Annotated in this window: 21 protein-coding genes and 4 tRNA genes; all 25 read right to left on the minus strand. The window is 55.4% G+C overall.

Annotated elements, in window-relative coordinates; genetic code table 11:
• Positions 1 to 13 precede the first annotated feature (13 nt).
• The gene (gene rplB / locus M0814_RS24570) at positions 14 to 838 is read right to left on the minus strand and encodes a 50S ribosomal protein L2 (protein ID WP_003228734.1); all 825 of its coding nucleotides are present in this window, start codon (positions 836 to 838) and stop codon (positions 14 to 16) included.
• 14 nt (positions 839 to 852) lie between these two features.
• Complete coding sequence (gene rplW, locus M0814_RS24575) at positions 853 to 1,152, minus strand: 50S ribosomal protein L23 (protein WP_002555488.1); 300 nt, start codon at positions 1,150 to 1,152, stop codon at positions 853 to 855.
• Positions 1,149 to 1,751 carry a 50S ribosomal protein L4 gene (rplD, locus tag M0814_RS24580; protein WP_003228735.1) on the minus strand — a complete coding sequence of 201 codons (603 nt, stop codon included), beginning with the start codon at positions 1,749 to 1,751 and terminating at the stop codon, positions 1,149 to 1,151. Before rplD ends, rplW begins: the two co-directional genes overlap by 4 nt.
• A 12-nt stretch (positions 1,752 to 1,763) precedes the next feature.
• Complete coding sequence (gene rplC, locus M0814_RS24585; protein ID WP_003228738.1) at positions 1,764 to 2,399, minus strand: 50S ribosomal protein L3; 636 nt, start codon at positions 2,397 to 2,399, stop codon at positions 1,764 to 1,766.
• An 80-nt stretch (positions 2,400 to 2,479) separates the two neighbouring features.
• Complete coding sequence (rpsJ, locus tag M0814_RS24590) at positions 2,480 to 2,791, minus strand: 30S ribosomal protein S10 (protein ID WP_003186070.1); 312 nt, start codon at positions 2,789 to 2,791, stop codon at positions 2,480 to 2,482.
• A gap of 157 nt (positions 2,792 to 2,948) precedes the next feature.
• A complete protein-coding gene (gene tuf, locus M0814_RS24595) occupies positions 2,949 to 4,142 on the minus strand; it encodes an elongation factor Tu (protein ID WP_024164425.1) in 1,194 nt (397 codons plus the stop codon).
• Positions 4,143 to 4,173: 31 nt separating this feature from the next.
• Positions 4,174 to 6,279 (minus strand): elongation factor G, encoded by a 2,106-nt coding sequence (gene fusA / locus M0814_RS24600; RefSeq protein ID WP_003228743.1) that lies wholly within the window; start codon positions 6,277 to 6,279, stop codon positions 4,174 to 4,176.
• Positions 6,280 to 6,309: 30 nt separating this feature from the next.
• On the minus strand, positions 6,310 to 6,783 hold the full coding sequence (gene rpsG / locus M0814_RS24605; RefSeq protein ID WP_003228745.1) for a 30S ribosomal protein S7: 474 nt from the start codon (positions 6,781 to 6,783) through the stop codon (positions 6,310 to 6,312).
• Between the two features lie 107 nt (positions 6,784 to 6,890).
• Positions 6,891 to 7,262, minus strand: a complete 372-nt coding sequence (gene rpsL, locus M0814_RS24610; RefSeq protein ID WP_003186084.1) for a 30S ribosomal protein S12 — start codon at positions 7,260 to 7,262, stop codon at positions 6,891 to 6,893.
• 215 nt (positions 7,263 to 7,477) lie between these two features.
• Positions 7,478 to 11,677 (minus strand): DNA-directed RNA polymerase subunit beta', encoded by a 4,200-nt coding sequence (gene rpoC, locus M0814_RS24615; protein ID WP_003228747.1) that lies wholly within the window; start codon positions 11,675 to 11,677, stop codon positions 7,478 to 7,480.
• Between the two features lie 63 nt (positions 11,678 to 11,740).
• Positions 11,741 to 15,814: a DNA-directed RNA polymerase subunit beta gene (gene rpoB, locus M0814_RS24620; RefSeq protein ID WP_003228748.1), complete on the minus strand. Its 4,074-nt coding sequence runs from the start codon at positions 15,812 to 15,814 to the stop codon at positions 11,741 to 11,743.
• A gap of 221 nt (positions 15,815 to 16,035) precedes the next feature.
• The gene (gene rplL, locus M0814_RS24625) at positions 16,036 to 16,401 is read right to left on the minus strand and encodes a 50S ribosomal protein L7/L12 (RefSeq protein WP_003228750.1); all 366 of its coding nucleotides are present in this window, start codon (positions 16,399 to 16,401) and stop codon (positions 16,036 to 16,038) included.
• A 74-nt stretch (positions 16,402 to 16,475) separates the two neighbouring features.
• Positions 16,476 to 16,976 (minus strand): 50S ribosomal protein L10, encoded by a 501-nt coding sequence (gene rplJ, locus M0814_RS24630; protein ID WP_003228752.1) that lies wholly within the window; start codon positions 16,974 to 16,976, stop codon positions 16,476 to 16,478.
• Positions 16,977 to 17,174: 198 nt separating this feature from the next.
• Positions 17,175 to 17,870, minus strand: a complete 696-nt coding sequence (gene rplA / locus M0814_RS24635) for a 50S ribosomal protein L1 (protein WP_003228754.1) — start codon at positions 17,868 to 17,870, stop codon at positions 17,175 to 17,177.
• Entirely contained in the window at positions 17,870 to 18,301 is a 432-nt protein-coding gene (gene rplK, locus M0814_RS24640; RefSeq protein WP_003228756.1) for a 50S ribosomal protein L11, read from the minus strand. The genes rplA and rplK overlap by 1 nt, the downstream gene beginning before the upstream one ends.
• A 117-nt stretch (positions 18,302 to 18,418) precedes the next feature.
• On the minus strand, positions 18,419 to 18,952 hold the full coding sequence (gene nusG / locus M0814_RS24645) for a transcription termination/antitermination protein NusG (RefSeq protein ID WP_025113545.1): 534 nt from the start codon (positions 18,950 to 18,952) through the stop codon (positions 18,419 to 18,421).
• A gap of 9 nt (positions 18,953 to 18,961) precedes the next feature.
• The gene (secE, locus tag M0814_RS24650; RefSeq protein WP_003228759.1) at positions 18,962 to 19,330 is read right to left on the minus strand and encodes a preprotein translocase subunit SecE; all 369 of its coding nucleotides are present in this window, start codon (positions 19,328 to 19,330) and stop codon (positions 18,962 to 18,964) included.
• Between the two features lie 45 nt (positions 19,331 to 19,375).
• Positions 19,376 to 19,451 (minus strand) — tRNA-Trp (locus M0814_RS24655).
• A gap of 53 nt (positions 19,452 to 19,504) precedes the next feature.
• Positions 19,505 to 20,698, minus strand: coding sequence for an elongation factor Tu (tuf, locus tag M0814_RS24660; protein ID WP_024164425.1), 1,194 nt, complete (start codon positions 20,696 to 20,698; stop codon positions 19,505 to 19,507).
• A gap of 84 nt (positions 20,699 to 20,782) precedes the next feature.
• Positions 20,783 to 20,858: transfer RNA gene (locus M0814_RS24665), tRNA-Thr, on the minus strand.
• A gap of 26 nt (positions 20,859 to 20,884) precedes the next feature.
• A tRNA-Gly gene (locus M0814_RS24670) sits at positions 20,885 to 20,958 on the minus strand.
• 24 nt (positions 20,959 to 20,982) lie between these two features.
• Positions 20,983 to 21,067 (minus strand) — tRNA-Tyr (locus tag M0814_RS24675).
• A gap of 142 nt (positions 21,068 to 21,209) precedes the next feature.
• Positions 21,210 to 21,647, minus strand: a complete 438-nt coding sequence (locus M0814_RS24680) for a hypothetical protein (protein WP_003228761.1) — start codon at positions 21,645 to 21,647, stop codon at positions 21,210 to 21,212.
• A gap of 7 nt (positions 21,648 to 21,654) precedes the next feature.
• Entirely contained in the window at positions 21,655 to 22,404 is a 750-nt protein-coding gene (locus M0814_RS24685) for a pantothenate kinase (RefSeq protein ID WP_003228764.1), read from the minus strand.
• Complete coding sequence (gene birA, locus M0814_RS24690; protein ID WP_103486691.1) at positions 22,394 to 23,347, minus strand: bifunctional biotin--[acetyl-CoA-carboxylase] ligase/biotin operon repressor BirA; 954 nt, start codon at positions 23,345 to 23,347, stop codon at positions 22,394 to 22,396. The genes M0814_RS24685 and birA overlap by 11 nt, the downstream gene beginning before the upstream one ends.
• Between the last annotated feature and the right edge of the window lie 66 nt (positions 23,348 to 23,413).

The raw sequence follows: 23,413 nt of genomic DNA on the forward strand, positions 1-23,413 counted from the left end.
CGTATCCCTCTATTTACTTGCGACGACGGACGATCATTTTGTCGGTACGCTTATTACCACGAGTCTTCGCGCCCTTAGTCGGGAAGCCCCATGGCGATACCGGATGACGACCACCAGAGGTACGACCTTCACCACCACCATGTGGGTGGTCAACCGGGTTCATGGCAACACCACGAACGGTTGGGCGAACGCCACGCCAGCGTTTGGCACCAGCTTTACCCAGCGAACGCAGGCTGTGCTCGGAGTTCGAGACTTCGCCCAGGGTCGCACGGCATTCAGCCAGGACTTTACGCATTTCACCGGAACGCAGACGCAGGGTAACGTACACGCCTTCACGAGCGATCAACTGAGCCGAAGCACCAGCGGAACGAGCGATCTGTGCGCCTTTACCTGGCTTCAGTTCGATGCCGTGTACGGTAGAACCGACTGGAATGTTGCGCAGTTGCAGAGCGTTGCCTGGCTTGATTGGAGCCAGAGCGCCTGCGATCAGCTGGTCGCCAGCACTCACGCCTTTAGGGGCGATGATGTAGCGGCGCTCGCCGTCTGCGTAGCAGAGCAGTGCGATGTGAGCAGTACGGTTTGGATCGTATTCGATACGCTCGACAGTGGCGACGATGCCATCTTTGTCGTTGCGACGGAAATCGACCATACGGTAATGCTGCTTATGACCACCACCGATGTGACGAGTGGTAATACGGCCATTGTTGTTACGACCACCAGTCTTCGATTTTTTCTCGAGCAGCGGTGCGTGAGGAGCGCCTTTATGCAGCTCCTGGTTGACCACCTTGACCACAAAACGGCGGCCAGGGGAAGTCGGTTTGCATTTAACGATTGCCATGATGCACCCCTTCCTTACTCAGCACTGCTGCTGAAATCGAGATCTTGGCCTGGCTGAAGGGAGATAACTGCCTTCTTCCAGTCATTACGCTTGCCCAGACCGCGAGCAGTGCGCTTGCTCTTACCCAGAACGTTCAGGGTAGTGACGCGCTCTACTTTCACGCTGAACAGGCTTTCGACGGCCTTCTTGATTTCCAGCTTGGTTGCATCAGTAGCAACCTTGAAAACGAACTGGCCTTTCTTGTCTGCCAGAACCGTAGCCTTCTCGGAAACGTGCGGGCCAAGCAGAACTTTAAATACGCGTTCCTGGTTCATCCCAGCAGCTCCTCGAATTTCTTCACGGCCGACACGGTGATCAACACCTTGTCGTATGCGATCAGACTAACTGGATCGGAACCTTGCACGTCACGTACATCTACGTGTGGCAGGTTACGAGCAGCCAGGTACAGGTTCTGATCAACAGCGTCCGACACGATGAGAACATCGGTCAGGCTCATGTTGTTCAGCTTGCCCAGCAGATCTTTGGTTTTCGGAGTTTCAACAGCGAAATCCTGAACCACGACCAGACGATCAGTACGCACCAGCTCAGCAAGGATGGAACGCATTGCTGCGCGATACATCTTCTTGTTCAGCTTCTGGGAGTGATCCTGTGGACGAGCTGCGAAAGTGGTACCGCCGCCACGCCAGATTGGGCTACGGATAGTACCGGCACGAGCACGGCCAGTACCTTTCTGACGCCATGGGCGCTTGCCGCCACCACGAACGTCGGAACGGGTCTTTTGCTGCTTGCTACCTTGACGGCCGCCGGCCATGTAGGCCACGACTGCTTGGTGAACCAGCGTCTCGTTGAATTCGCCGCCAAATGTCAGTTCGGAAACTTCGATCGCTTGAGCGTCATTTACATTTAATTGCATGTCAGCTTCCCCTTAACCGCGAGCCTTGGCTGCTGGACGTACAACCAGGTTGCCGCCAGTAGCGCCAGGAACAGCGCCCTTGACCAACAACAGATTGCGTTCAGCGTCCACGCGCACTACTTCCAGGGACTGCACGGTCACGCGCTCAGCGCCCATATGACCGGACATTTTTTTGCCCTTGAATACACGACCAGGAGTCTGGCACTGGCCGATAGAGCCTGGGACGCGGTGGGATACGGAGTTACCGTGGGTGTTATCTTGCCCGCGGAAATTCCAACGCTTGATCGTACCCTGGAAGCCTTTACCTTTGGACTGACCGGTTACATCAACCAGTTGACCAGCGGCGAAGATTTCAGCGTTGATCAGATCGCCAGCCTGGTACTCGCCTTCTTCAAGACGGAATTCCATGGTAGTGCGACCAGCGGCAACGTTCGCTTTAGCGAAGTGGCCAGCCTGAGCTGCTGTTACACGCGAAGCACGACGCTCGCCGACAGTGACTTGCACTGCACGATAGCCATCGGTCTCTTCAGTTTTGAACTGGGTGACGCGATTCGGCTCGATCTCAATGACCGTGACCGGAATGGAGACACCTTCTTCGGTGAAAATACGGGTCATACCGCATTTACGACCGACTACACCAATAGTCATGTTGTAAACCTCATGAGTGTACGGGGCTTTCACCCGCTATGGCCGCCCATTTCAGAGCGTTACACGACCAAGACCGAGTCTTAGCCGAGGCTGATCTGCACTTCCACACCGGCCGCAAGATCAAGCTTCATAAGAGCATCAACGGTTTTATCCGTTGGCTGGACGATGTCCAGAACGCGCTTATGAGTGCGGATTTCGTACTGGTCACGCGCGTCTTTGTTGACGTGCGGGGAAACCAGAACGGTGAACCGCTCTTTACGGGTAGGCAGTGGAATTGGACCACGCACTTGAGCACCAGTACGTTTCGCGGTTTCCACGATTTCCTGGGTTGATTGGTCGATCAGGCGATGGTCAAAAGCCTTCAACCTGATACGGATTTGCTGATTTTGCATTGGATTTCAGACTCCGGCTGCTATTCCCACCGGGCGCAATACGCCCGTTAAAAGGAGGCGCAATTCTATAGACGCCCCAGATAGGTGTCAACCCAATAAAAAGCCCCCGCTGAGCGGGGGCTTTTTCAATTCATCAAGCAGACTCTATAAAAGAGAATTACTCGATGATTTTGGCTACGACGCCAGCGCCGACGGTACGACCGCCTTCACGGATAGCGAAACGCAGACCGTCTTCCATCGCGATGGTTTTGATCAGGGTAACAGTCATCTGAATGTTGTCACCTGGCATTACCATTTCAACGCCTTCTGGCAGCTCGCAGTTACCAGTCACGTCAGTAGTACGGAAGTAGAACTGTGGACGGTAGCCTTTGAAGAACGGAGTGTGACGACCGCCTTCTTCCTTGCTCAGAACGTAAACTTCTGCGGTGAACTTGGTGTGCGGCTTAACCGAACCTGGCTTGACCAGAACCTGACCACGCTCAACGTCGTCACGCTTGGTACCACGCAGCAGAACGCCGCAGTTCTCGCCAGCACGACCTTCGTCGAGCAGTTTGCGGAACATTTCAACACCGGTGCAGGTGGTGGTGGTGGTGTCGCGCAGACCAACGATTTCCAGTGCATCTTGAACGCGAACGATACCGCGCTCGATACGACCAGTCACAACAGTACCACGACCCGAGATCGAGAATACGTCTTCGATTGGCATCAGGAATGGCTTGTCGATCATACGAACTGGTTCTGGGATGTAGCTGTCCAGAGTCTCAACCAGTTTCTTGACGGCAGTGGTGCCCATCTCGTTGTCGTCTTTGCCTTCCAGCGCCATACGAGCCGAACCGATGATGATTGGAGTGTCATCGCCCGGGAAGTCGTAGGTGGACAGCAGGTCGCGAACTTCCATCTCAACCAGTTCCAGCAGCTCAGCGTCGTCTACCAGGTCAGCCTTGTTCAGGAAAACCACGATGTACGGAACGCCTACCTGACGGGACAGCAGGATGTGCTCACGGGTTTGTGGCATCGGACCATCAGCGGCCGAGCAAACCAGGATAGCGCCGTCCATTTGAGCAGCACCGGTGATCATGTTCTTCACATAGTCAGCGTGACCTGGGCAGTCAACGTGAGCGTAGTGACGGATCAGCGAGTTGTACTCAACGTGTGCGGTGTTGATGGTGATACCGCGAGCTTTTTCTTCTGGAGCGCTGTCGATCTTGTCGAATTCAACTACGGCCGAACCGAAAACTTCGGAGCAGACGCGAGTCAGAGCAGCGGTCAGAGTGGTTTTACCGTGGTCAACGTGACCGATGGTGCCAACGTTGACGTGCGGTAGGGAACGATCAAATTTTTCTTTAGCCACGACAATTAACTCCTAGCCTAAAGGGGCTGAATCAGCCTTGTTTTTTGGTTACGGATTCGACGATGTGCGACGGAGCCGTATCGTATTTTTTGAATTCCATAGAGTAGCTTGCGCGACCCTGAGACATGGAACGAACGTCGGTCGCATAACCGAACATCTCACCCAGTGGAACCTCGGCACGGATAACCTTGCCGGACACTGTGTCTTCCATACCCTGGATCATGCCGCGACGACGGTTAAGGTCGCCCATTACATCACCCATATAGTCTTCAGGCGTAACAACCTCTACCGCCATGATCGGCTCGAGCAACTCACCACCACCCTTCTGGGCCAGTTGCTTGGTCGCCATGGAAGCAGCCACCTTGAACGCCATCTCGTTGGAGTCGACGTCGTGGTAAGAACCATCGAACACGGTAGCCTTCAGGCCGATCAGCGGATAGCCGGCAACAACGCCGTTCTTCATCTGCTCTTCGATACCCTTCTGGATAGCCGGGATGTATTCCTTAGGAACCACACCACCTACTACTTCGTTCACGAATTGCAGACCTTCCTGACCTTCGTCAGCAGGAGCAAAACGGATCCAGCAGTGGCCGAACTGGCCACGACCGCCGGACTGGCGAACGAACTTGCCTTCGATTTCGCAGTTCTTCGTGATGCGCTCACGGTACGAAACTTGAGGCTTGCCGATGTTGGCTTCGACGTTGAACTCACGGCGCATCCGGTCAACCAGGATGTCCAGGTGCAGCTCGCCCATGCCGGAGATGATCGTCTGACCAGTCTCTTCATCAGTCTTAACGCGGAAAGACGGGTCTTCCTGAGCCAGTTTGCCCAGAGCGATACCCATTTTTTCCTGGTCATCCTTGGTCTTAGGCTCTACGGCAACCGAAATAACCGGCTCCGGGAAGTCCATACGAACCAGGATGATTGGCTTGTCAGCGTTGCAGAGGGTTTCACCAGTGGTGACGTCCTTCATGCCGATCAGGGCCGCGATGTCGCCAGCGCGTACTTCCTTGATCTCTTCACGGGCGTTTGCGTGCATTTGCACCATACGACCCACGCGCTCTTTTTTACCCTTAACCGAGTTAATTACGCCGTCGCCGGAGTTCAACACGCCCGAGTAAACGCGGACGAAGGTCAAGGTACCCACGAATGGGTCGGTAGCGATTTTGAACGCCAGTGCCGCGAACGGCTCGTCGTCACTTGCGTGACGCTCCATTTCCTCTTCCTCGTTATCAGGGTTGGAACCCTTGATCGCAGGAATGTCGGTTGGAGCAGGCAGGAAGTCGATAACGGCGTCGAGAACCAGGGGAACACCCTTGTTCTTGAACGACGAACCGCACACAGCCAGAACGATTTCGCCAGCGATAGTGCGCTGACGCAGAGCAGCCTTGATCTCTTCGATCGACAGCTCTTCGCCTTCCAGGTACTTGTTCATCAGCTCTTCGCTGGCTTCGGCCGCAGCCTCAACCATGTTGCTGCGCCATTCGGTGGCGAGCTCGAGCATGTCCGCAGGGATTTCCTTGCGAACAGGAACCATACCCTTGTCAGAGTCGTTCCAGTAAACAGCCTGCATGTTGATCAGGTCGATCTGGCCCTGGAAGTTATCTTCCGAACCGATAGCCAGCTGAATCGGCACCGGAGTGTGACCCAGACGCTGTTTGATCTGACCGATCACGCGCAGGAAGTTGGCACCAGCTCGGTCCATCTTGTTTACGTAAACAAGACGTGGAACACCGTATTTGTTGGCTTGACGCCATACGGTTTCCGACTGAGGCTCAACACCCGAAGTACCGCAGAATACAACGACAGCGCCGTCGAGTACGCGCAGGGAACGCTCAACTTCAATGGTGAAGTCTACGTGGCCTGGGGTATCGATAACGTTGAAGCGGTGCTCATGCGCATACTGCTTCTCGGAACCTTTCCAGAAGGCGGTGATAGCAGCAGAAGTAATGGTAATACCACGCTCCTGCTCCTGCACCATCCAGTCTGTGGTCGCGGCGCCGTCATGCACCTCGCCCATTTTGTGACTTTTGCCGGTGTAAAAAAGGACGCGCTCGGTGGTGGTGGTTTTACCAGCATCCACGTGAGCGACGATACCGATGTTACGGTAGCGACTAATCGGAGTAGTACGAGCCATAAAGCCCTCGCAAAATTAGTGAAGCTAAAATTAGAAGCGGTAGTGCGAGAAAGCTTTGTTGGCTTCGGCCATACGGTGCACGTCTTCACGCTTCTTAACAGCAGCACCTTTACCTTCAGCAGCATCCAGCAGTTCGCCAGCCAAGCGCAGAGCCATAGACTTCTCGCCACGCTTACGGGCGAAGTCTACCAACCAGCGCATTGCCAGAGCGTTACGGCGGGAAGGACGAACCTCGACCGGAACCTGGTAAGTAGCACCACCAACGCGGCGCGACTTCACTTCGACCAGCGGAGCGATGGCGTCGAGTGCTTTTTCGAAGAGTTCCAGGGGATCGGTGCCGGCCTTACGAGCCTTCACGGTTTCCAGGGCACCATAAACGATACGCTCGGCAACGGCTTTCTTGCCGCTTTCCATAACGTGGTTCATGAATTTGGCGAGGATCTGGCTTCCGTATTTCGGATCGTCCAGAATCTCACGCTTTGCTGCTACGCGACGTCTTGGCATGATAAGCCCTCAAGCGGTCTTCAGGTTAGTTCGGGACAGATCCAGTGGATGCAAGCCCGACCTTACTCTTATCGACTCAATAAAATGAAAATCTGCAAAACGGCCGATTACTTCGGACGCTTGGTACCGTACTTCGAACGACCCTGGTTACGGCCTTTAACGCCGGAAGTATCCAAGGAGCCGCGAACGGTGTGGTAACGAACACCTGGCAAGTCTTTTACACGACCGCCGCGGATCAGTACCACGCTGTGCTCTTGCAGGTTGTGGCCTTCACCACCGATGTACGAGGAAACCTCGAAACCGTTGGTCAGACGCACACGGCATACTTTACGCAGTGCCGAGTTAGGTTTTTTCGGCGTAGTGGTGTACACACGGGTGCACACGCCACGACGTTGCGGGCAGTTCTGCAGCGCAGGCACGTCGGATTTCTCGACGATACGCTTACGCGGCTGACGTACCAGCTGGTTGATAGTTGCCATCTACTAGCTCCACTGTTGTCTTGCGACGCTATTGTCTTGCAAGAAAAGCAAAATGGCAGGAACGGATTCCCGCCAAATTTAGGGGATCAAGAGTCTAAAGAGGATCTTGTCCCCAGTCAAGGCAAGGCCCCGACCTCCCCGCCTGTCGAACCTTGACAATTTGTCTCGATTCGACGAACGGAGCGATCAGGGCCTCAGCTTATTTACCGCAGAACTCAGTTACCGCTCGAGTTCAGCGCTTCGGTCAGTGCAGCTTCCACTTCACTGGCGCTTACGCGCAACGGCTTGTCTGCATCACGGCGACGCTTGCGCTCGCTGTGATAAGCCAGACCGGTACCGGCCGGGATCAGACGACCCACAACCACGTTTTCTTTCAGGCCGCGCAGGTAATCGCGCTTGCCGGTGACTGCCGCTTCGGTCAGTACGCGAGTGGTTTCCTGGAAGGAAGCCGCCGAGATGAACGATTCGGTGGACAACGACGCCTTGGTGATACCCAGCAGAACGCGGGTGAACTTGGAGACAAACTTGTCTTCCGCGCTCAGACGCTCGTTCTCTACCAGAACGTGAGTCAGTTCCATCTGGTCGCCCTTGATGAAGCTGGAATCGCCGGACTCGGAGATCTCAACTTTACGCAGCATCTGACGCAGGATGGTCTCGATGTGCTTGTCGTTGATCTTCACGCCTTGCAGACGGTAAACGTCCTGGATCTCGTTCACGATGTACTTGGCCAGCGCGCTCACACCCAGCAGACGCAGGATGTCGTGCGGATCGCTTGGACCGTCGGAGATAACTTCGCCGCGGTTTACCTGTTCGCCTTCGAACACGTTCAGGTGACGCCACTTCGGAATCAGCTCTTCGTACGGATCGCTACCGTCGTTCGGGGTAATGACCAGACGGCGCTTGCCCTTGGTCTCTTTACCGAACGCGATGGTGCCGCTGACTTCAGCCAGAATCGACGCTTCTTTCGGACGACGGGCTTCGAACAAGTCGGCAACACGCGGCAGACCACCGGTGATGTCGCGAGTCTTCGAAGTTTCTTGCGGGATACGAGCGATAACATCACCGATCGCAATCTTCGCACCGTCAGCAACACCGACCAGGGCGTTGGCTGGCAGGAAGTACTGAGCGATAACGTCAGTGCCTGGCAGCAACAGATCCTTGCCGTTGTCGTCGACCATCTTCACTGCAGGACGAATTTCCTTGCCGGCAGCTGGACGATCTTTCGCGTCGAGTACTTCAATGTTGGTCATACCGGTCAATTCGTCAGTCTGACGCTTGATCGTGATGCCTTCTTCCATGCCCACGTAGGTCACGGTACCTTTCATTTCGGTAACGATCGGGTGAGTGTGCGGATCCCACTTGGCCACGATTGCGCCAGCGTCGACCTTGTCACCTTCTTTAACCGAAATCACGGCACCGTACGGCAGCTTGTAACGCTCGCGCTCACGACCGAAGTCATCAGCGATTGCCAGCTCACCGGAACGGGACACAGCAACCAGGTGGCCATCCACACGCTCAACGTGTTTCAGGTTGTGCAGACGGACGGTACCGCCATTCTTCACCTGAACGCTGTCGGCTGCGGAAGTACGGCTTGCCGCACCACCGATGTGGAACGTACGCATCGTCAGCTGGGTACCCGGCTCACCGATGGACTGGGCAGCGATAACGCCGACCGCTTCACCGATATTCACCTGGTGACCACGCGCCAGATCACGGCCGTAGCACTTGGCGCAAATGCCATAGCGGGTTTCGCAGCTGATCGGCGAACGCACGATCACTTCGTCGATGCTGTTCAGCTCGATGAACTCGACCCACTTCTCGTCTACCAGGGTACCGGCAGGAACGATGACGTCCTCGGTGCCTGGCTTGAATACGTCACGGGCAATGACACGACCCAATACGCGCTCACCCAACGGCTCTACAACGTCACCGCCTTCAATGTGCGGAGTCATCAGCAGACCGTGTTCGGTGCCGCAATCGATCTCGGTGACAACCAGATCCTGCGCCACGTCTACCAGACGACGAGTCAGGTAACCGGAGTTCGCGGTTTTCAACGCGGTATCCGCCAGACCTTTACGAGCACCGTGAGTCGAGATGAAGTACTGGAGTACGCTCAGACCTTCACGGAAGTTCGCAGTAATCGGCGTTTCAATGATGGAACCGTCCGGCTTGGCCATCAGACCACGCATACCGGCCAGCTGACGAATCTGTGCTGCGGAACCCCGCGCACCCGAGTCGGCCATCATGTACATCGAGTTGAAGGACTCTTGGTCGACTTCATTGCCGTGACGGTCGATGACTTTCTCTTTCGAGAGGTTGGCCATCATCGCCTTGGAAACTTCGTCGTTCGCCTTCGACCAAAGGTCGATCACTTTGTTGTACTTCTCGCCCTGGGTTACCAGGCCGGAGGCGTACTGGCTCTCGATCTCTTTCACTTCGTCGGTGGCTGCACCGATGATGCGGGCTTTTTCGTCCGGGATAACGAAGTCGTTAACACCGATGGAAACGCCGGAGATGGTCGAGTAAGCGAAACCGGTGTACATCAACTGGTCAGCGAAAATCACGGTCTCTTTCAGACCAACCACGCGGTAGCACTGGTTGATCAGCTTGGAGATCGCCTTTTTCTTCATCGGCAGGTTGACGACGTCGTACGACAGACCTTTTGGCACAACCTGGAACAGCAGCGCACGGCCGACGGTAGTGTCGACGATACGGGTACCGCTCACGCTGTTGCCGTCACGGTCGTTGACGGTTTCGTTGATACGAACCTTGACCTTGGCGTGCAGTGCGGCTTCGCCGGCACGGAACACACGGTCAACTTCCTGCAGATCCGCGAATACTCGACCTTCGCCCTTGGCGTTGATCGCTTCACGAGTCATGTAGTACAGACCCAATACAACGTCCTGCGACGGAACGATGATTGGCTCACCGTTGGCTGGCGACAGAATGTTGTTGGTCGACATCATCAACGCACGCGCTTCGAGCTGGGCTTCCAGCGTCAGCGGTACGTGCACGGCCATTTGGTCGCCGTCGAAGTCGGCGTTGTACGCGGCGCAGACCAGAGGGTGCAGCTGGATAGCCTTACCTTCGATCAGTACCGGTTCAAACGCCTGGATACCCAGACGGTGAAGGGTCGGTGCACGGTTGAGAAGAACCGGGTGTTCGCGAATCACTTCAGCGAGAACGTCCCAAACCTCTGGCAGTTCGCGCTCGACCATTTTCTTGGCCGCTTTGATGGTGGTCGCGAGACCGCGCATTTCCAGCTTGCCGAAAATGAACGGTTTGAACAGCTCGAGAGCCATCTTCTTCGGCAGACCGCACTGGTGCAGACGCAGGGTCGGACCTACGGTAATTACCGAACGACCGGAGTAGTCAACACGCTTACCGAGCAAGTTCTGACGGAAACGACCTTGCTTACCCTTGATCATGTCAGCCAGGGATTTCAGAGGACGCTTGTTCGAACCGGTGATAGCGCGGCCACGACGACCGTTGTCGAGCAGTGCATCGACAGCTTCCTGCAACATACGCTTTTCGTTGCGCACGATGATGTCCGGAGCGGACAGATCCAGCAGGCGCTTCAAACGGTTGTTACGGTTGATCACTCGACGATACAGATCGTTGAGGTCGGAAGTCGCGAAGCGACCGCCATCCAGCGGGACCAGTGGACGCAGATCTGGCGGCAGAACCGGCAGAACGGTCAGCACCATCCACTCTGGCAGGTTGCCGGAACCCTGGAAGGCTTCCATCAACTTCAGACGCTTGGACAGCTTCTTGATCTTGGTTTCCGAGTTGGTTTGCGGAATCTCTTCGCGCAGACGGCCAATCTCGTGCTCCAGGTCGATAGCGTGCAGCAGTTCACGGACAGCTTCTGCACCCATGCGGGCGTCGAAGTCGTCACCGAACTCTTCCAGCGCTTCGAAGTACTGCTCATCGTTCAGCAGCTGACCCTTTTCAAGAGTGGTCATGCCCGGGTCGATAACGACATAGCTCTCGAAGTAGAGAACGCGTTCGATATCACGCAGGGTCATGTCCATCAGCAGGCCGATACGGGACGGCAGCGATTTCAGGAACCAGATGTGGGCAACCGGCGAAGCCAGTTCGATGTGCGCCATGCGCTCACGACGAACCTTGGCCAGTGCAACTTCAACGCCGCACTTCTCGCAGATCACACCACGGTGCTTCAAGCGCTTGTACTTACCGCACAGGCACTCGTAATCCTTTACCGGGCCAAAGATCTTGGCGCAGAACAGACCGTCACGCTCAGGTTTGAACGTACGGTAGTTGATGGTTTCCGGCTTTTTAACTTCACCGAACGACCACGAGCGGATCATCTCAGGCGAGGCCAATCCGATACGGATGGCGTCGAACTCTTCGACTTGACCCTGGTTTTTCAGCAAATTCAGTAGGTCTTTCAAGGCCTTTCCTCCTGGCGGAGCAGAGAGCGGGCAATCCTGCCCCGCTCTCGATCGCGTCACGTGTTATTCGGTTTCCAGATCGATATCGATGCCGAGGGAACGAATTTCCTTGATCAACACGTTGAAGGACTCGGGCATGCCCGGCTCCATACGGTGATCGCCATCCACGATGTTTTTGTACATCTTGGTACGGCCGTTCACATCGTCCGACTTCACTGTGAGCATTTCTTGCAGAGTATATGCAGCACCGTATGCTTCCAGTGCCCAGACCTCCATCTCCCCGAAACGCTGACCACCGAACTGTGCCTTACCACCCAGCGGCTGCTGAGTAACCAGGCTGTACGAACCGGTAGAACGCGCGTGCATCTTGTCGTCTACCAAGTGGTTCAGCTTCAGCATGTACATGTAGCCAACGGTAACTGGACGCTCGAACTTGTTGCCGGTACGGCCGTCAGTCAGTTGCATCTGGCCGCTTTCCGGCAGGTCTGCCAGTTTCAGCATGGCCTTGATTTCGCTTTCCTTGGCACCGTCGAACACTGGAGTGGCCATTGGAACGCCGCCACGCAGGTTCTTCGCCAGATCCAGGATTTCCTGATCGGAGAAGCTGTCCAGATCTTCGTTACGACCGCCGATCTGGTTGTAGATCTCGTCCAGGAAGGTGCGCAGTTCAGCGACTTTACGCTGCTCTTCGACCATCCGGTTGATCTTCTCGCCCAGACCTTTGGCCGCGAGGCCCAGGTGGGTTTCAAGGATCTGACCAACGTTCATACGCGAAGGTACGCCCAGCGGGTTGAGAACGACGTCGACCGGGGTGCCATTGGCATCGTGCGGCATGTCTTCAACCGGCATGATCACGGAGACCACACCTTTGTTACCGTGACGACCGGCCATCTTGTCGCCCGGCTGGATGCGACGACGGATTGCCAGGTAAACCTTGACGATTTTCAGCACGCCTGGAGCCAGGTCATCGCCCTGCTGCAGTTTGCGCTTCTTGTCTTCGAACTTGTCGTCCAGCAGACGGCGGCGATCAACGATGTAGGCCTGAGCCTTCTCGAGCTGCTCATTCAGAGCATCTTCAGCCATGCGCAGTTTGAACCACTGACCATGCTCAAGACCGTCGAGAACTTCGTCGGTGATGTCCTGACCTTTCTTCAGACCGGCGCCGCCTTCAGCCTTGTGGCCTACCAGAGCGGAGCGCAGACGTTCGAAGGTCGCGCCTTCAACGATACGGAACTCTTCGTTCAGATCCTTGCGGATCTCGTCCAGCTGGGACTTCTCGATCGACAGTGCACGAGCATCACGCTCAACGCCGTCGCGGGTGAAGACCTGTACGTCGATGACAGTACCTTTGGTACCGGTAGGTACACGCAGGGAGGTGTCTTTAACGTCGCTGGCTTTTTCACCGAAGATCGCACGCAGCAGTTTTTCTTCCGGAGTCAGTTGGGTCTCGCCTTTCGGAGTGACCTTACCTACCAGGATGTCGCCTGCGCCGACTTCAGCACCTACGTAAACGATACCGGCTTCGTCCAGCTTGTTCAGTGCAGCTTCACCCACGTTCGGGATGTCTGCAGTGATTTCCTCTGGGCCAAGCTTGGTGTCACGGGCCACACAGGTCAGTTCCTGAATGTGGATCGTGGTGAAGCGGTCTTCCTGAACCACACGCTCGGACAGGCAGATGGAGTCTTCGAAGTTGAAGCCGTTCCATGCCATGAACGCGATGCGCATGTTCTGACCCAGTGCCAGTTCACCCATGTCGGTGGACGGGCCGTCGGCCATGATGTCGCTACGCTGAACGCGATCGCCCTTTCTCACCAGCGGACGCTGGTTGATGCAGGTGTTCTGGTTCGAGCGGGTGTATTTGGTCAGGTTGTAGATGTCGACACCAGCTTCACCGGTTTCAACTTCGTCATCGGCAACACGAACCACGATACGGCTGGCATCAACAGAGTCGATCACGCCGCCACGACGAGCCACGACGCAAACGCCGGAGTCGCGAGCCACGTTACGCTCCATGCCGGTACCTACCAGCGGCTTGTCAGCGCGCAGGGTTGGTACAGCTTGACGCTGCATGTTCGAACCCATCAACGCACGGTTGGCGTCGTCGTGCTCGAGGAACGGAATCAGCGACGCTGCAACCGAAACTACCTGCTTCGGCGATACGTCCATCAGGGTGACGTCTTCCGGCGCCTTGACGGTGAATTCGTTCAGGTGACGTACGGCTACCAGCTCGTCGATCAGGACTTTCTGGTCGTTCATGGTCGCCGAAGCCTGCGCGATCACGTGATCGGCTTCTTCAATGGCGGACAGGAACACGATCTCGTCAGTGACCACACCCTCTTTCACCACGCGGTACGGGCTTTCCAGGAAGCCGTACTGGTTGGTGCGGGCATAAGCAGCCAGGGAGTTGATCAGACCGATGTTCGGACCTTCCGGCGTTTCAATCGGGCATACACGACCGTAGTGAGTCGGGTGTACGTCACGGACTTCAAAGCCTGCGCGCTCACGAGTCAGACCGCCAGGGCCGAGTGCAGAGACACGACGCTTGTGGGTGATCTCGGACAGCGGGTTGTTCTGGTCCATGAACTGCGAGAGCTGGCTGGAACCGAAGAACTCTTTCACCGCCGCAGCCACTGGCTTGGCGTTGATCAGGTCTTGCGGCATCAGGCCTTCGCTTTCAGCCATCGACAGACGCTCTTTGACCGCACGCTCAACACGTACCAGGCCAACGCGGAACTGGTTCTCGGCCATTTCGCCTACGCAGCGAACACGACGGTTACCCAAGTGGTCGATGTCATCGACGATGCCTTTACCGTTACGGATGTCGACCAGAGTCTTCAGTACCGCGACGATGTCTTCCTTGCACAGCACGCCCGAACCTTCGATCTCGGTACGACCGATACGACGGTTGAACTTCATCCGGCCGACCGCAGACAGGTCATAGCGCTCAGGGCTGAAGAACAGGTTGTTGAACAGGGTTTCGGCAGCGTCTTTGGTTGGCGGCTCGCCTGGACGCATCATGCGATAGATCTCGACCAGCGCTTCCAATTGGTTGCTGGTGGAGTCGATCTTCAGCGTGTCGGAGACGAACGGACCGCAGTCGATGTCGTTGGTGTACAGAGTTTCGATACGAACGACGCCGGCCTTGGCGATTTTCGCCAGGACTTCAGTCGACAGTTCGGTGTTGCACTCTGCCAGGATTTCGCCGGTGGCCGGATGCACGATGACCTTGGCGGTGGTGCGACCCAGGACGTAGTCCAGAGGCACGTCCAGCTCTTTGATCCCGGCTTTTTCCAGCTGGTTGATGTGGCGGGCAGTAATACGACGGCCCTGCTCGACAATAACCTTGCCTTTATCGTCCTGGATATCGAGGACAGCCACTTCACCGCGCAGACGCTGAGGCACCAGTTCCAGGCTCAGGCCTTCGCCTTTAACGTGGAATACGTTGGTGGTGTAGAACGCGTCGAGCACTTCTTCGGTGGTGTAGCCGAGCGCGCGCAGCAGTACCGAAGCCGGCAGCTTGCGACGACGGTCGATACGCACGAACACGCAGTCTTTCGGGTCGAACTCAAAGTCCAGCCACGAACCGCGGTAAGGGATGATGCGCGCGGAGTAAAGCAGTTTACCGGAGCTGTGCGTCTTGCCGCGGTCGTGGTCGAAGAACACGCCCGGGGAACGGTGCAGCTGGGAAACGATAACACGCTCGGTACCATTGATTACGAAGGTACCGTTCTCAGTCATCAATGGGATTTCGCCCATGTAGACTTCTTGCTCTTTGATGTCCTTGATCGCTTTGTTCGACGATTCTTTGTCGAAAATGATCAGGCGCACTTTTACCCGCAAAGGTACGGCGAAAGTTACACCGCGCAATACGCATTCTTTGACATCAAATGCCGGTTCGCCCAGGCGATAACCGACGTACTCCAGCGCAGCATTGCCGGAGTAGCTGATGATCGGGAAAACGGATTTGAAGGCCGCATGCAGGCCCACGTCGCGGAACTGATCTTTAGTCGCTCCCGCTTGCAAGAATTCACGATACGAATCCAGCTGGATGGCCAGGAGGTACGGCACATCCATGACGTCCGGCAACTTGCTAAAGTCCTTGCGGATACGTTTTTTCTCAGTATATGAGTAAGCCATCAGCGTTCCCCAGCTTGGTCACCTGCTTGTTTGGCCCCTCCCGACGGGAGCAGCCAGAAAATCGTGCAAACCCCATGGTTTGCGCCACCGCATCGGGTGGTTACAGCACCTTTATCAGCACCGACCCAGTCGGCTGCCAATAACGGAAAAAGGCCGGTGGCAAGAGCCACCAGCCATCAGCCTGTCGCTTGACGCTCGGGCTGGAGGAGCAAAGTCGATACTTATTTCAGTTCGACTTTAGCGCCTGCTTCTTCCAGCTTCTTCTTAGCGTCTTCAGCAGCTTCTTTCGAAACGCCTTCAGCTACAACCTGAGGAGCGCCGTCTACTTTCTCTTTGGCTTCTTTCAGGCCCAGACCAGTCAGTTCACGAACTGCCTTGATCACGTTAACCTTCTTCTCGCCAGCTTCCAGCAGAACAACGTTGAACTCGGTTTGCTCTTCAACAACAGCGGCAGCAGCAGCTGGACCAGCCGAAGCGGCAGCAGCGGTAACGCCGAAGGTTTCTTCCATCGCTTTGATCAGCTCAACGATTTCCACTACGGATTTCTGGCCGATTGCTTCGATGATTTGTTCGTTAGTCAGAGACATGACTCAATTCCTGAATTGGGGGACGGCCTACGCGACCATCGAAATAAACAAAAAACGCGAGAAGTTGACGAGCCTTAGGCTGCAGCAGCTTCTTTCTGGTCGCGAATTGCCGCCAGAGTACGAGCCAATTTGCTGGTAGCGCCTTGAATCACGCTCATCAGCTGAGAAATTGCTTCGTCACGGGTCGGCAGAGTTGCCAGTACGTCGATCTGATTAGCTGCGAGGAACTTGCCCTCGAACGCAGCTGCCTTGATCTCGAACTTGTCCTGACCCTTGGCAAACTCTTTGAAGATACGGGCAGCAGCGCCCGGATGTTCGTTCGAGAATGCAATCAGGGTCGGGCCGGTGAACACGTCGTTGAGAACACTGTATTCAGTGTCAGCAACAGCGCGCTTGAGCAGGGTGTTACGTACAACACGTACGTAAACGCCAGCTTCACGAGCCTCTTTACGGAGTCCGGTCATTGCGCCTACTGTTACGCCACGTGCATCAACCACGACAGCGGACAGAGCGACTTTGGCAGCCTCGTTGACTTCAGCGACGATGGCCTTCTTGTCTTCGAGATTAATTGCCACGGGTTTAACTCCTGCTTGTTACCGTTTCACTCGATCGAAACCGAATGTCGTTTTGGTGTCTGATTCGGTAAGGAACCGGGAGCACCATCTGCGTAGGCTTGTGGTTTAAGGCTTGCGCCGCCTACGGTCTTGGATAGCCCCCGCCAGGCAGGGACCCCAATCTTTCAATTGGCGCGAATAATCGCACCAACCTTTGTCTTACGCGTCCAGCGAGCTCTGGTCGATAACCAGACCTGGGCCCATAGTGGTGCTCAGGGTGACGCGCTTGACGTAAATACCTTTCGAGGAAGCCGGCTTGATACGCTTCAGATCAGCGATCAGGGCTTCAACGTTTTCCTTCAGCTTGACGGCATCGAAGCCGATCTTGCCAACGGAGGTGTGGATGATGCCGTTTTTGTCGGTGCGATAACGAACCTGACCAGCCTTGGCGTTTTTAACCGCGGTGGCTACGTCTGGAGTTACGGTGCCGACTTTCGGGTTAGGCATCAGGCCACGTGGACCGAGGATCTGACCCAGTTGACCTACAACGCGCATGGCATCCGGGGATGCGATCACTACGTCATAGTTCAGGTCGCCGCCTTTCATTTCGGCAGCCAGGTCGTCCATACCTACACGGTCAGCGCCGGCAGCCAGAGCGGCCTCAGCAGCTGGACCCTGGGTGAACACAGCAACGCGAACGGTCTTGCCAGTGCCGTGTGGCAGCACAGTAGCGCTACGAACAACCTGGTCGGATTTACGCGGGTCTACACCCAGGTTTACAGCAACGTCGAACGACTCGCTGAACTTGACAGTCGACAGCTCAGCCAGCAGAGCAGCAGCGTCTACAATGTTGTAGGCCTTGCCTGCTTCGATTTTGCCGGCGATAGCCTTTTGACGCTTGGTCAGCTTAGCCATTACACACCCTCCACGTTAAGGCCCATGCTACGAGCAGAACCGGCGATAGTACGCACGGCTGCATCCATATCAGCTGCAGTCAGATCCGCGTTTTTGGTTTTCGCGATTTCTTCCAGCTGAGCACGGGTAACAGTGCCAACCTTAACGGTGTTCGGACGAGCGGAACCGCTGGTCAGACCGGCCGCCTTCTTCAGCAGAACCGAAGCAGGGGTGGATTTGGTTTCGAAAGTGAAGCTACGGTCGCTGTAGACAGTGATGATCACTGGAGTCGGCAGACCTGCTTCAAGACCCTGAGTACGGGCGTTGAAAGCCTTGCAGAATTCCATGATGTTCACGCCGTGCTGACCCAGAGCAGGACCAACAGGTGGGCTTGGGTTAGCCTGAGCGGCCTTCACTTGCAGCTTGATGTAAGCGGTAATCTTCTTGGCCATGAGGCACTCCAATTACGGGTTCGAACGCCTCGAAAGGCTCCCCGGTTACTTGCGCGTTTATCCCAGTGACGACAAAACCCCACAGCCTAGGGCTGCGGGGTTGGGATGCTTGTTCAGCTAGACCTTTTCGACCTGACTGAACTCCAACTCTACCGGGGTAGAGCGACCGAAAATAAGCACTGCCACCTGGACACGGCTCTTTTCGTAGTTAACTTCTTCGACAGTGCCGTTAAAGTCAGCGAATGGCCCGTCAGTAACACGAACCACCTCACCTGGCTCAAACAGAGTCTTCGGCTTCGGCTTATCGCTACCATCGGCCACGCGACGCAGAATGGCTTCCGCCTCTTTGTCGGTGATTGGAGCGGGCTTGTCGGCGGTACCGCCAATGAAGCCCATCACCCGAGGAGTATCCTTGACCAAGTGCCAAGTACCCTCGTTCATATCCATCTGTACCAGCACATAACCTGGGAAGAACTTGCGTTCGCTTTTGCGCTTCTGGCCATTACGCATTTCAACCACTTCTTCAGTGGGAACCAGAATTTCGCCGAAGCCATCTTCCATGCCTGCCAGCTTTACGCGCTCAATCAGCGAGCGCATGACATGCTTCTCGTAACCCGAGTAAGCATGCACAACGTACCAACGCTTAGCCACGGGACACCCTTAGCCGACAATCAAGGAAACAAGCCAGCCGAGCAGGGAGTCAACACCCCACAACAGCAACGCCATAACGATAACCACAGCAACAACGATCAACGTTGTCTGCGTGGTTTCCTGGCGAGTTGGCCATACGACTTTACGAATCTCGGTGCGAGCTTCCTTAACCAGTACAAAGAACGACTTGCCCTTTGCGGTCTGCAGGCCTACAAAGGCAGCTACAGCAGCAATTACGAGCAAAGCGAGTACACGGTACAGGATCGGCGAAGCAGCGTAATACTGATTGCCAACAACGCCAACAATCACCAAAGCAACTACTACAAGCCACTTGAGCAGATCGAAGCGAGAGCCTTGAGCTTCAGCCTTAGGAGTCATCTATGAAGATCCTGTGAAAAGAAAGCCAGACACACCGAGTGAATCTGGCAGGTCAGGAGGGAATCGAACCCCCAACCTACGGTTTTGGAGACCGTCGCTCTGCCAATTGAGCTACTGACCTAAAACAAAATCAGGCCGACCATTATGCCGGCCCGAAAAATACATTACAACCGCTTATTCGATGATTTTAGCTACGACGCCAGCGCCGACGGTACGACCGCCTTCACGGATAGCGAAACGCAGACCGTCTTCCATCGCGATGGTTTTGATCAGGGTAACAGTCATCTGAATGTTGTCACCTGGCATTACCATTTCAACGCCTTCTGGCAGCTCGCAGTTACCAGTCACGTCAGTAGTACGGAAGTAGAACTGTGGACGGTAGCCTTTGAAGAACGGAGTGTGACGACCGCCTTCTTCCTTGCTCAGAACGTAAACTTCTGCGGTGAACTTGGTGTGCGGCTTAACCGAACCTGGCTTGACCAGAACCTGACCACGCTCAACGTCGTCACGCTTGGTACCACGCAGCAGAACGCCGCAGTTCTCGCCAGCACGACCTTCGTCGAGCAGTTTGCGGAACATTTCAACACCGGTGCAGGTGGTGGTGGTGGTGTCGCGCAGACCAACGATTTCCAGTGCATCTTGAACGCGAACGATACCGCGCTCGATACGACCAGTCACAACAGTACCACGACCCGAGATCGAGAATACGTCTTCGATTGGCATCAGGAATGGCTTGTCGATCATACGAACTGGTTCTGGGATGTAGCTGTCCAGAGTCTCAACCAGTTTCTTGACGGCAGTGGTGCCCATCTCGTTGTCGTCTTTGCCTTCCAGCGCCATACGAGCCGAACCGATGATGATTGGAGTGTCATCGCCCGGGAAGTCGTAGGTGGACAGCAGGTCGCGAACTTCCATCTCAACCAGTTCCAGCAGCTCAGCGTCGTCTACCAGGTCAGCCTTGTTCAGGAAAACCACGATGTACGGAACGCCTACCTGACGGGACAGCAGGATGTGCTCACGGGTTTGTGGCATCGGACCATCAGCGGCCGAGCAAACCAAGATAGCGCCGTCCATTTGAGCAGCACCGGTGATCATGTTCTTCACATAGTCAGCGTGACCTGGGCAGTCAACGTGAGCGTAGTGACGGATCAGCGAGTTGTACTCAACGTGTGCGGTGTTGATGGTGATACCGCGAGCTTTTTCTTCTGGAGCGCTGTCGATCTTGTCGAATTCAACTACGGCCGAACCGAAAACTTCGGAGCAGACGCGAGTCAGAGCAGCGGTCAGAGTGGTTTTACCGTGGTCAACGTGACCAATGGTCCCTACGTTGACGTGGGGCAGGGAACGATCAAATTTTTCCTTAGCCATCGATAACACCCTCAACAGAAGAATTAGACGAACGATATCTACCATTAAAACAAAGGCAGATATTTTCATATCTGCCTTGTTATATGGAGCTCTTGAGCGGATTTGAACCGCTGACCTCACCCTTACCAAGGGTGTGCTCTACCAACTGAGCTACAAGAGCGTAACACTTTGCACAACCTGCAAACTTGGAGCGGGTAGCGGGAATCGAACCCGCATCATCAGCTTGGAAGGCTGAGGTTCTACCACTAAACTATACCCGCGGAGCTTGCAGCTCACGCTAAAAATGGTGGAGGGGGAAGGATTCGAACCTTCGAAGTCGTAGACGTCAGATTTACAGTCTGATCCCTTTGGCCGCTCGGGAACCCCTCCTAAGCGAGCCGGCATTCTATACTATGCCGACCTTCTGTCAAGCATTTTCTCATTAAAAACCTGAGGTTAGCTGCGTTGACACTGCTCCGCTTTGACAACCTGTTTAGGTGTTCGCTGTGGAGCGGGCGCCATTCTATGCAAACTATTCCAGCGGTGCAACCCCTTCACACAGCATTATTTTATGTTTTAACTCATTGAATTCCTTGGAAAGGTTCTGCAACTGCACATCCCCCAATAAACGCTGGCTTTCGGGCGCAATGCGCAACCAGTAACCAGGCTCAGGGAGATCCTTTTGCAATGGTTGAGCCTTCACATTCATGGCCACCAGCCGCTGCTGCAGTCCGGAAACGCCCTCCTCGCGACTCAAACCGCCCAAGAACAGACAATCCTGTCCGGCGCGGCGCGCGCCCGGCACTTCTCGGGAGTCACCACCAGCTTCGCTCAGCAAGCGAATGTCCTGCTGAGATCCACGGTACATGCTGAGAGGCGTGACATCTTTTGCACGCAAGGGCGCTTCCTGCTGATGCCAGACGTAGTAGAACACATTGAGTACAACAAGCAGCAGGAACAACCAACGCATACAAACCTCAAGATAAAGGACACGCCATGGCCAGCCCTACAAACACCAGGTCAGGGACAATTCGAGCATCAGGCACGACGTCCGCAACCAATCCAGCGTCGCCGCCTGTAATAAAGACGGTGAAGCCCTCCCCCCAATAGGATCGAGCCATTTCCATTTGGGTCAGGACAAATCCTCTCAACATCAAGGAGCATCCACGCTCCACCGCCTCGACAGTACTCCGCCCCGGGGCATGACTCGTCAAGGCTCGCTCAGCGGCCAAATCTCCGTAACGGATATTCCGGGTGTGAGTGCGCAACTGATTACGCATCAATGGCATTCCAGGGCAAATAAAACCGCCGAGATGCTCCCCTTCAGCATTAATAAAATCCGCCGTCACAGCAGTGCCGAAATCCAGAATCAGACAGGCGCCTGCAGCCAGGTGAAAACCACCAAGCATCGCCAACCAGCGATCCAGCCCCAGACGCTCATAGTCGTCATAGCCATTCCTGACACCAGACATTTCACTGGCCGACTTGGCACACACGACCGAAACGCCGAACGTCTGCTCAAGAGTCCGACTGAGCGCGGCCGTTTCTTCACCGGTTCTGACACTGACCAAGCGACATTTGCGCAGCAATAGGCCGTCAAATGCACGCAGGCTATCCACCAGCGCTTGATCCGAGTCGACCACGCCTTCCGCGAAAAGACCTCCAGCCGCAGTACTCAATACGCGCCACTTGATAAAGCTGTTCCCACAGTCGAGCTCAAGAATCATCACGCAACCTCAGGCTGAGCTCACCACCACTAAATACTTTTTCCACGCCATCCACCATCAAGCGCAACGCACCTTGACCATCAATGCCGAGCACTACACCTTCTATATGACTAACGCCGGCAATCAAAGAAACCGGTCGACCCTGCCACATATGCCCCTTCTCCCACTCCTCCTGGAGCGCCGAAAAGCCATCGGCCTGATGGCGCTGGATATAGCCGCGCAGTTGCTCGCTCAGTTCAGCCACCAAGACGTTGCGATCACAGCTTTTGCCTGTCTCCAGCCGTATCGATGTCCATTGCTGGTCAACCTCATCAGCAATCTGCATGTTTACATTGATGCCTATACCCAACACCACATGGCATACATCTGCTGGATCACCTACAAGCTCGAGGAGGATACCGGCGATTTTCTTGTTTCCAACCAGCACGTCGTTGGGCCACTTCAATCCAGCGCCCGACACGCCCAGCTTTCGCAGGGTATGCATAACCGCCAAACCGACCACCAGACTCAAGCCCTCAAGCTGGCGCATGCCACCTTCGATGCGCAGGACAAGGCTGTAATAGAGATTTTCAGCAAAGGGGCTTACCCACTTACGTCCCCTGCGGCCACGACCAGAAATCTGCCGTTCTGCCAATACCAGGAACGGCGCCACTCGACCTTGATTGATCGCGCGTAGCGCTTCTGCATTGGTGGAGTCAATGGAATCAAAGACTGTAATTGGCCAAACCGGTGCCAAGGCACCAATTTTGAGAGGATCGAGCAGCGTCAAGGGCGCAGCCAGCTGATAGCCTCTGCCCCGCACTTTGTTAATGGACAACCCGAGTTCAGCCTCAAGATGCTGGAGCTGCTTCCATACCGCACTCCGACTGATACCCAAGGCAAGCCCGAGAGCCTCGCCAGAATGGAATCGACCATCCTTCAAAAGATTCAACAACGTCAGCATGCAGGTCTCGCCTCACAATGAGGCCCGAATAATAGCCATGAGCCGGGCGATTGCATAGAAATCAAG

Origin of the sequence: Pseudomonas sp. MWU12-2020 (assembly GCF_023100605.1) — a bacterium.
GTDB lineage: Bacteria > Pseudomonadota > Gammaproteobacteria > Pseudomonadales > Pseudomonadaceae > Aquipseudomonas > Aquipseudomonas fluorescens_H.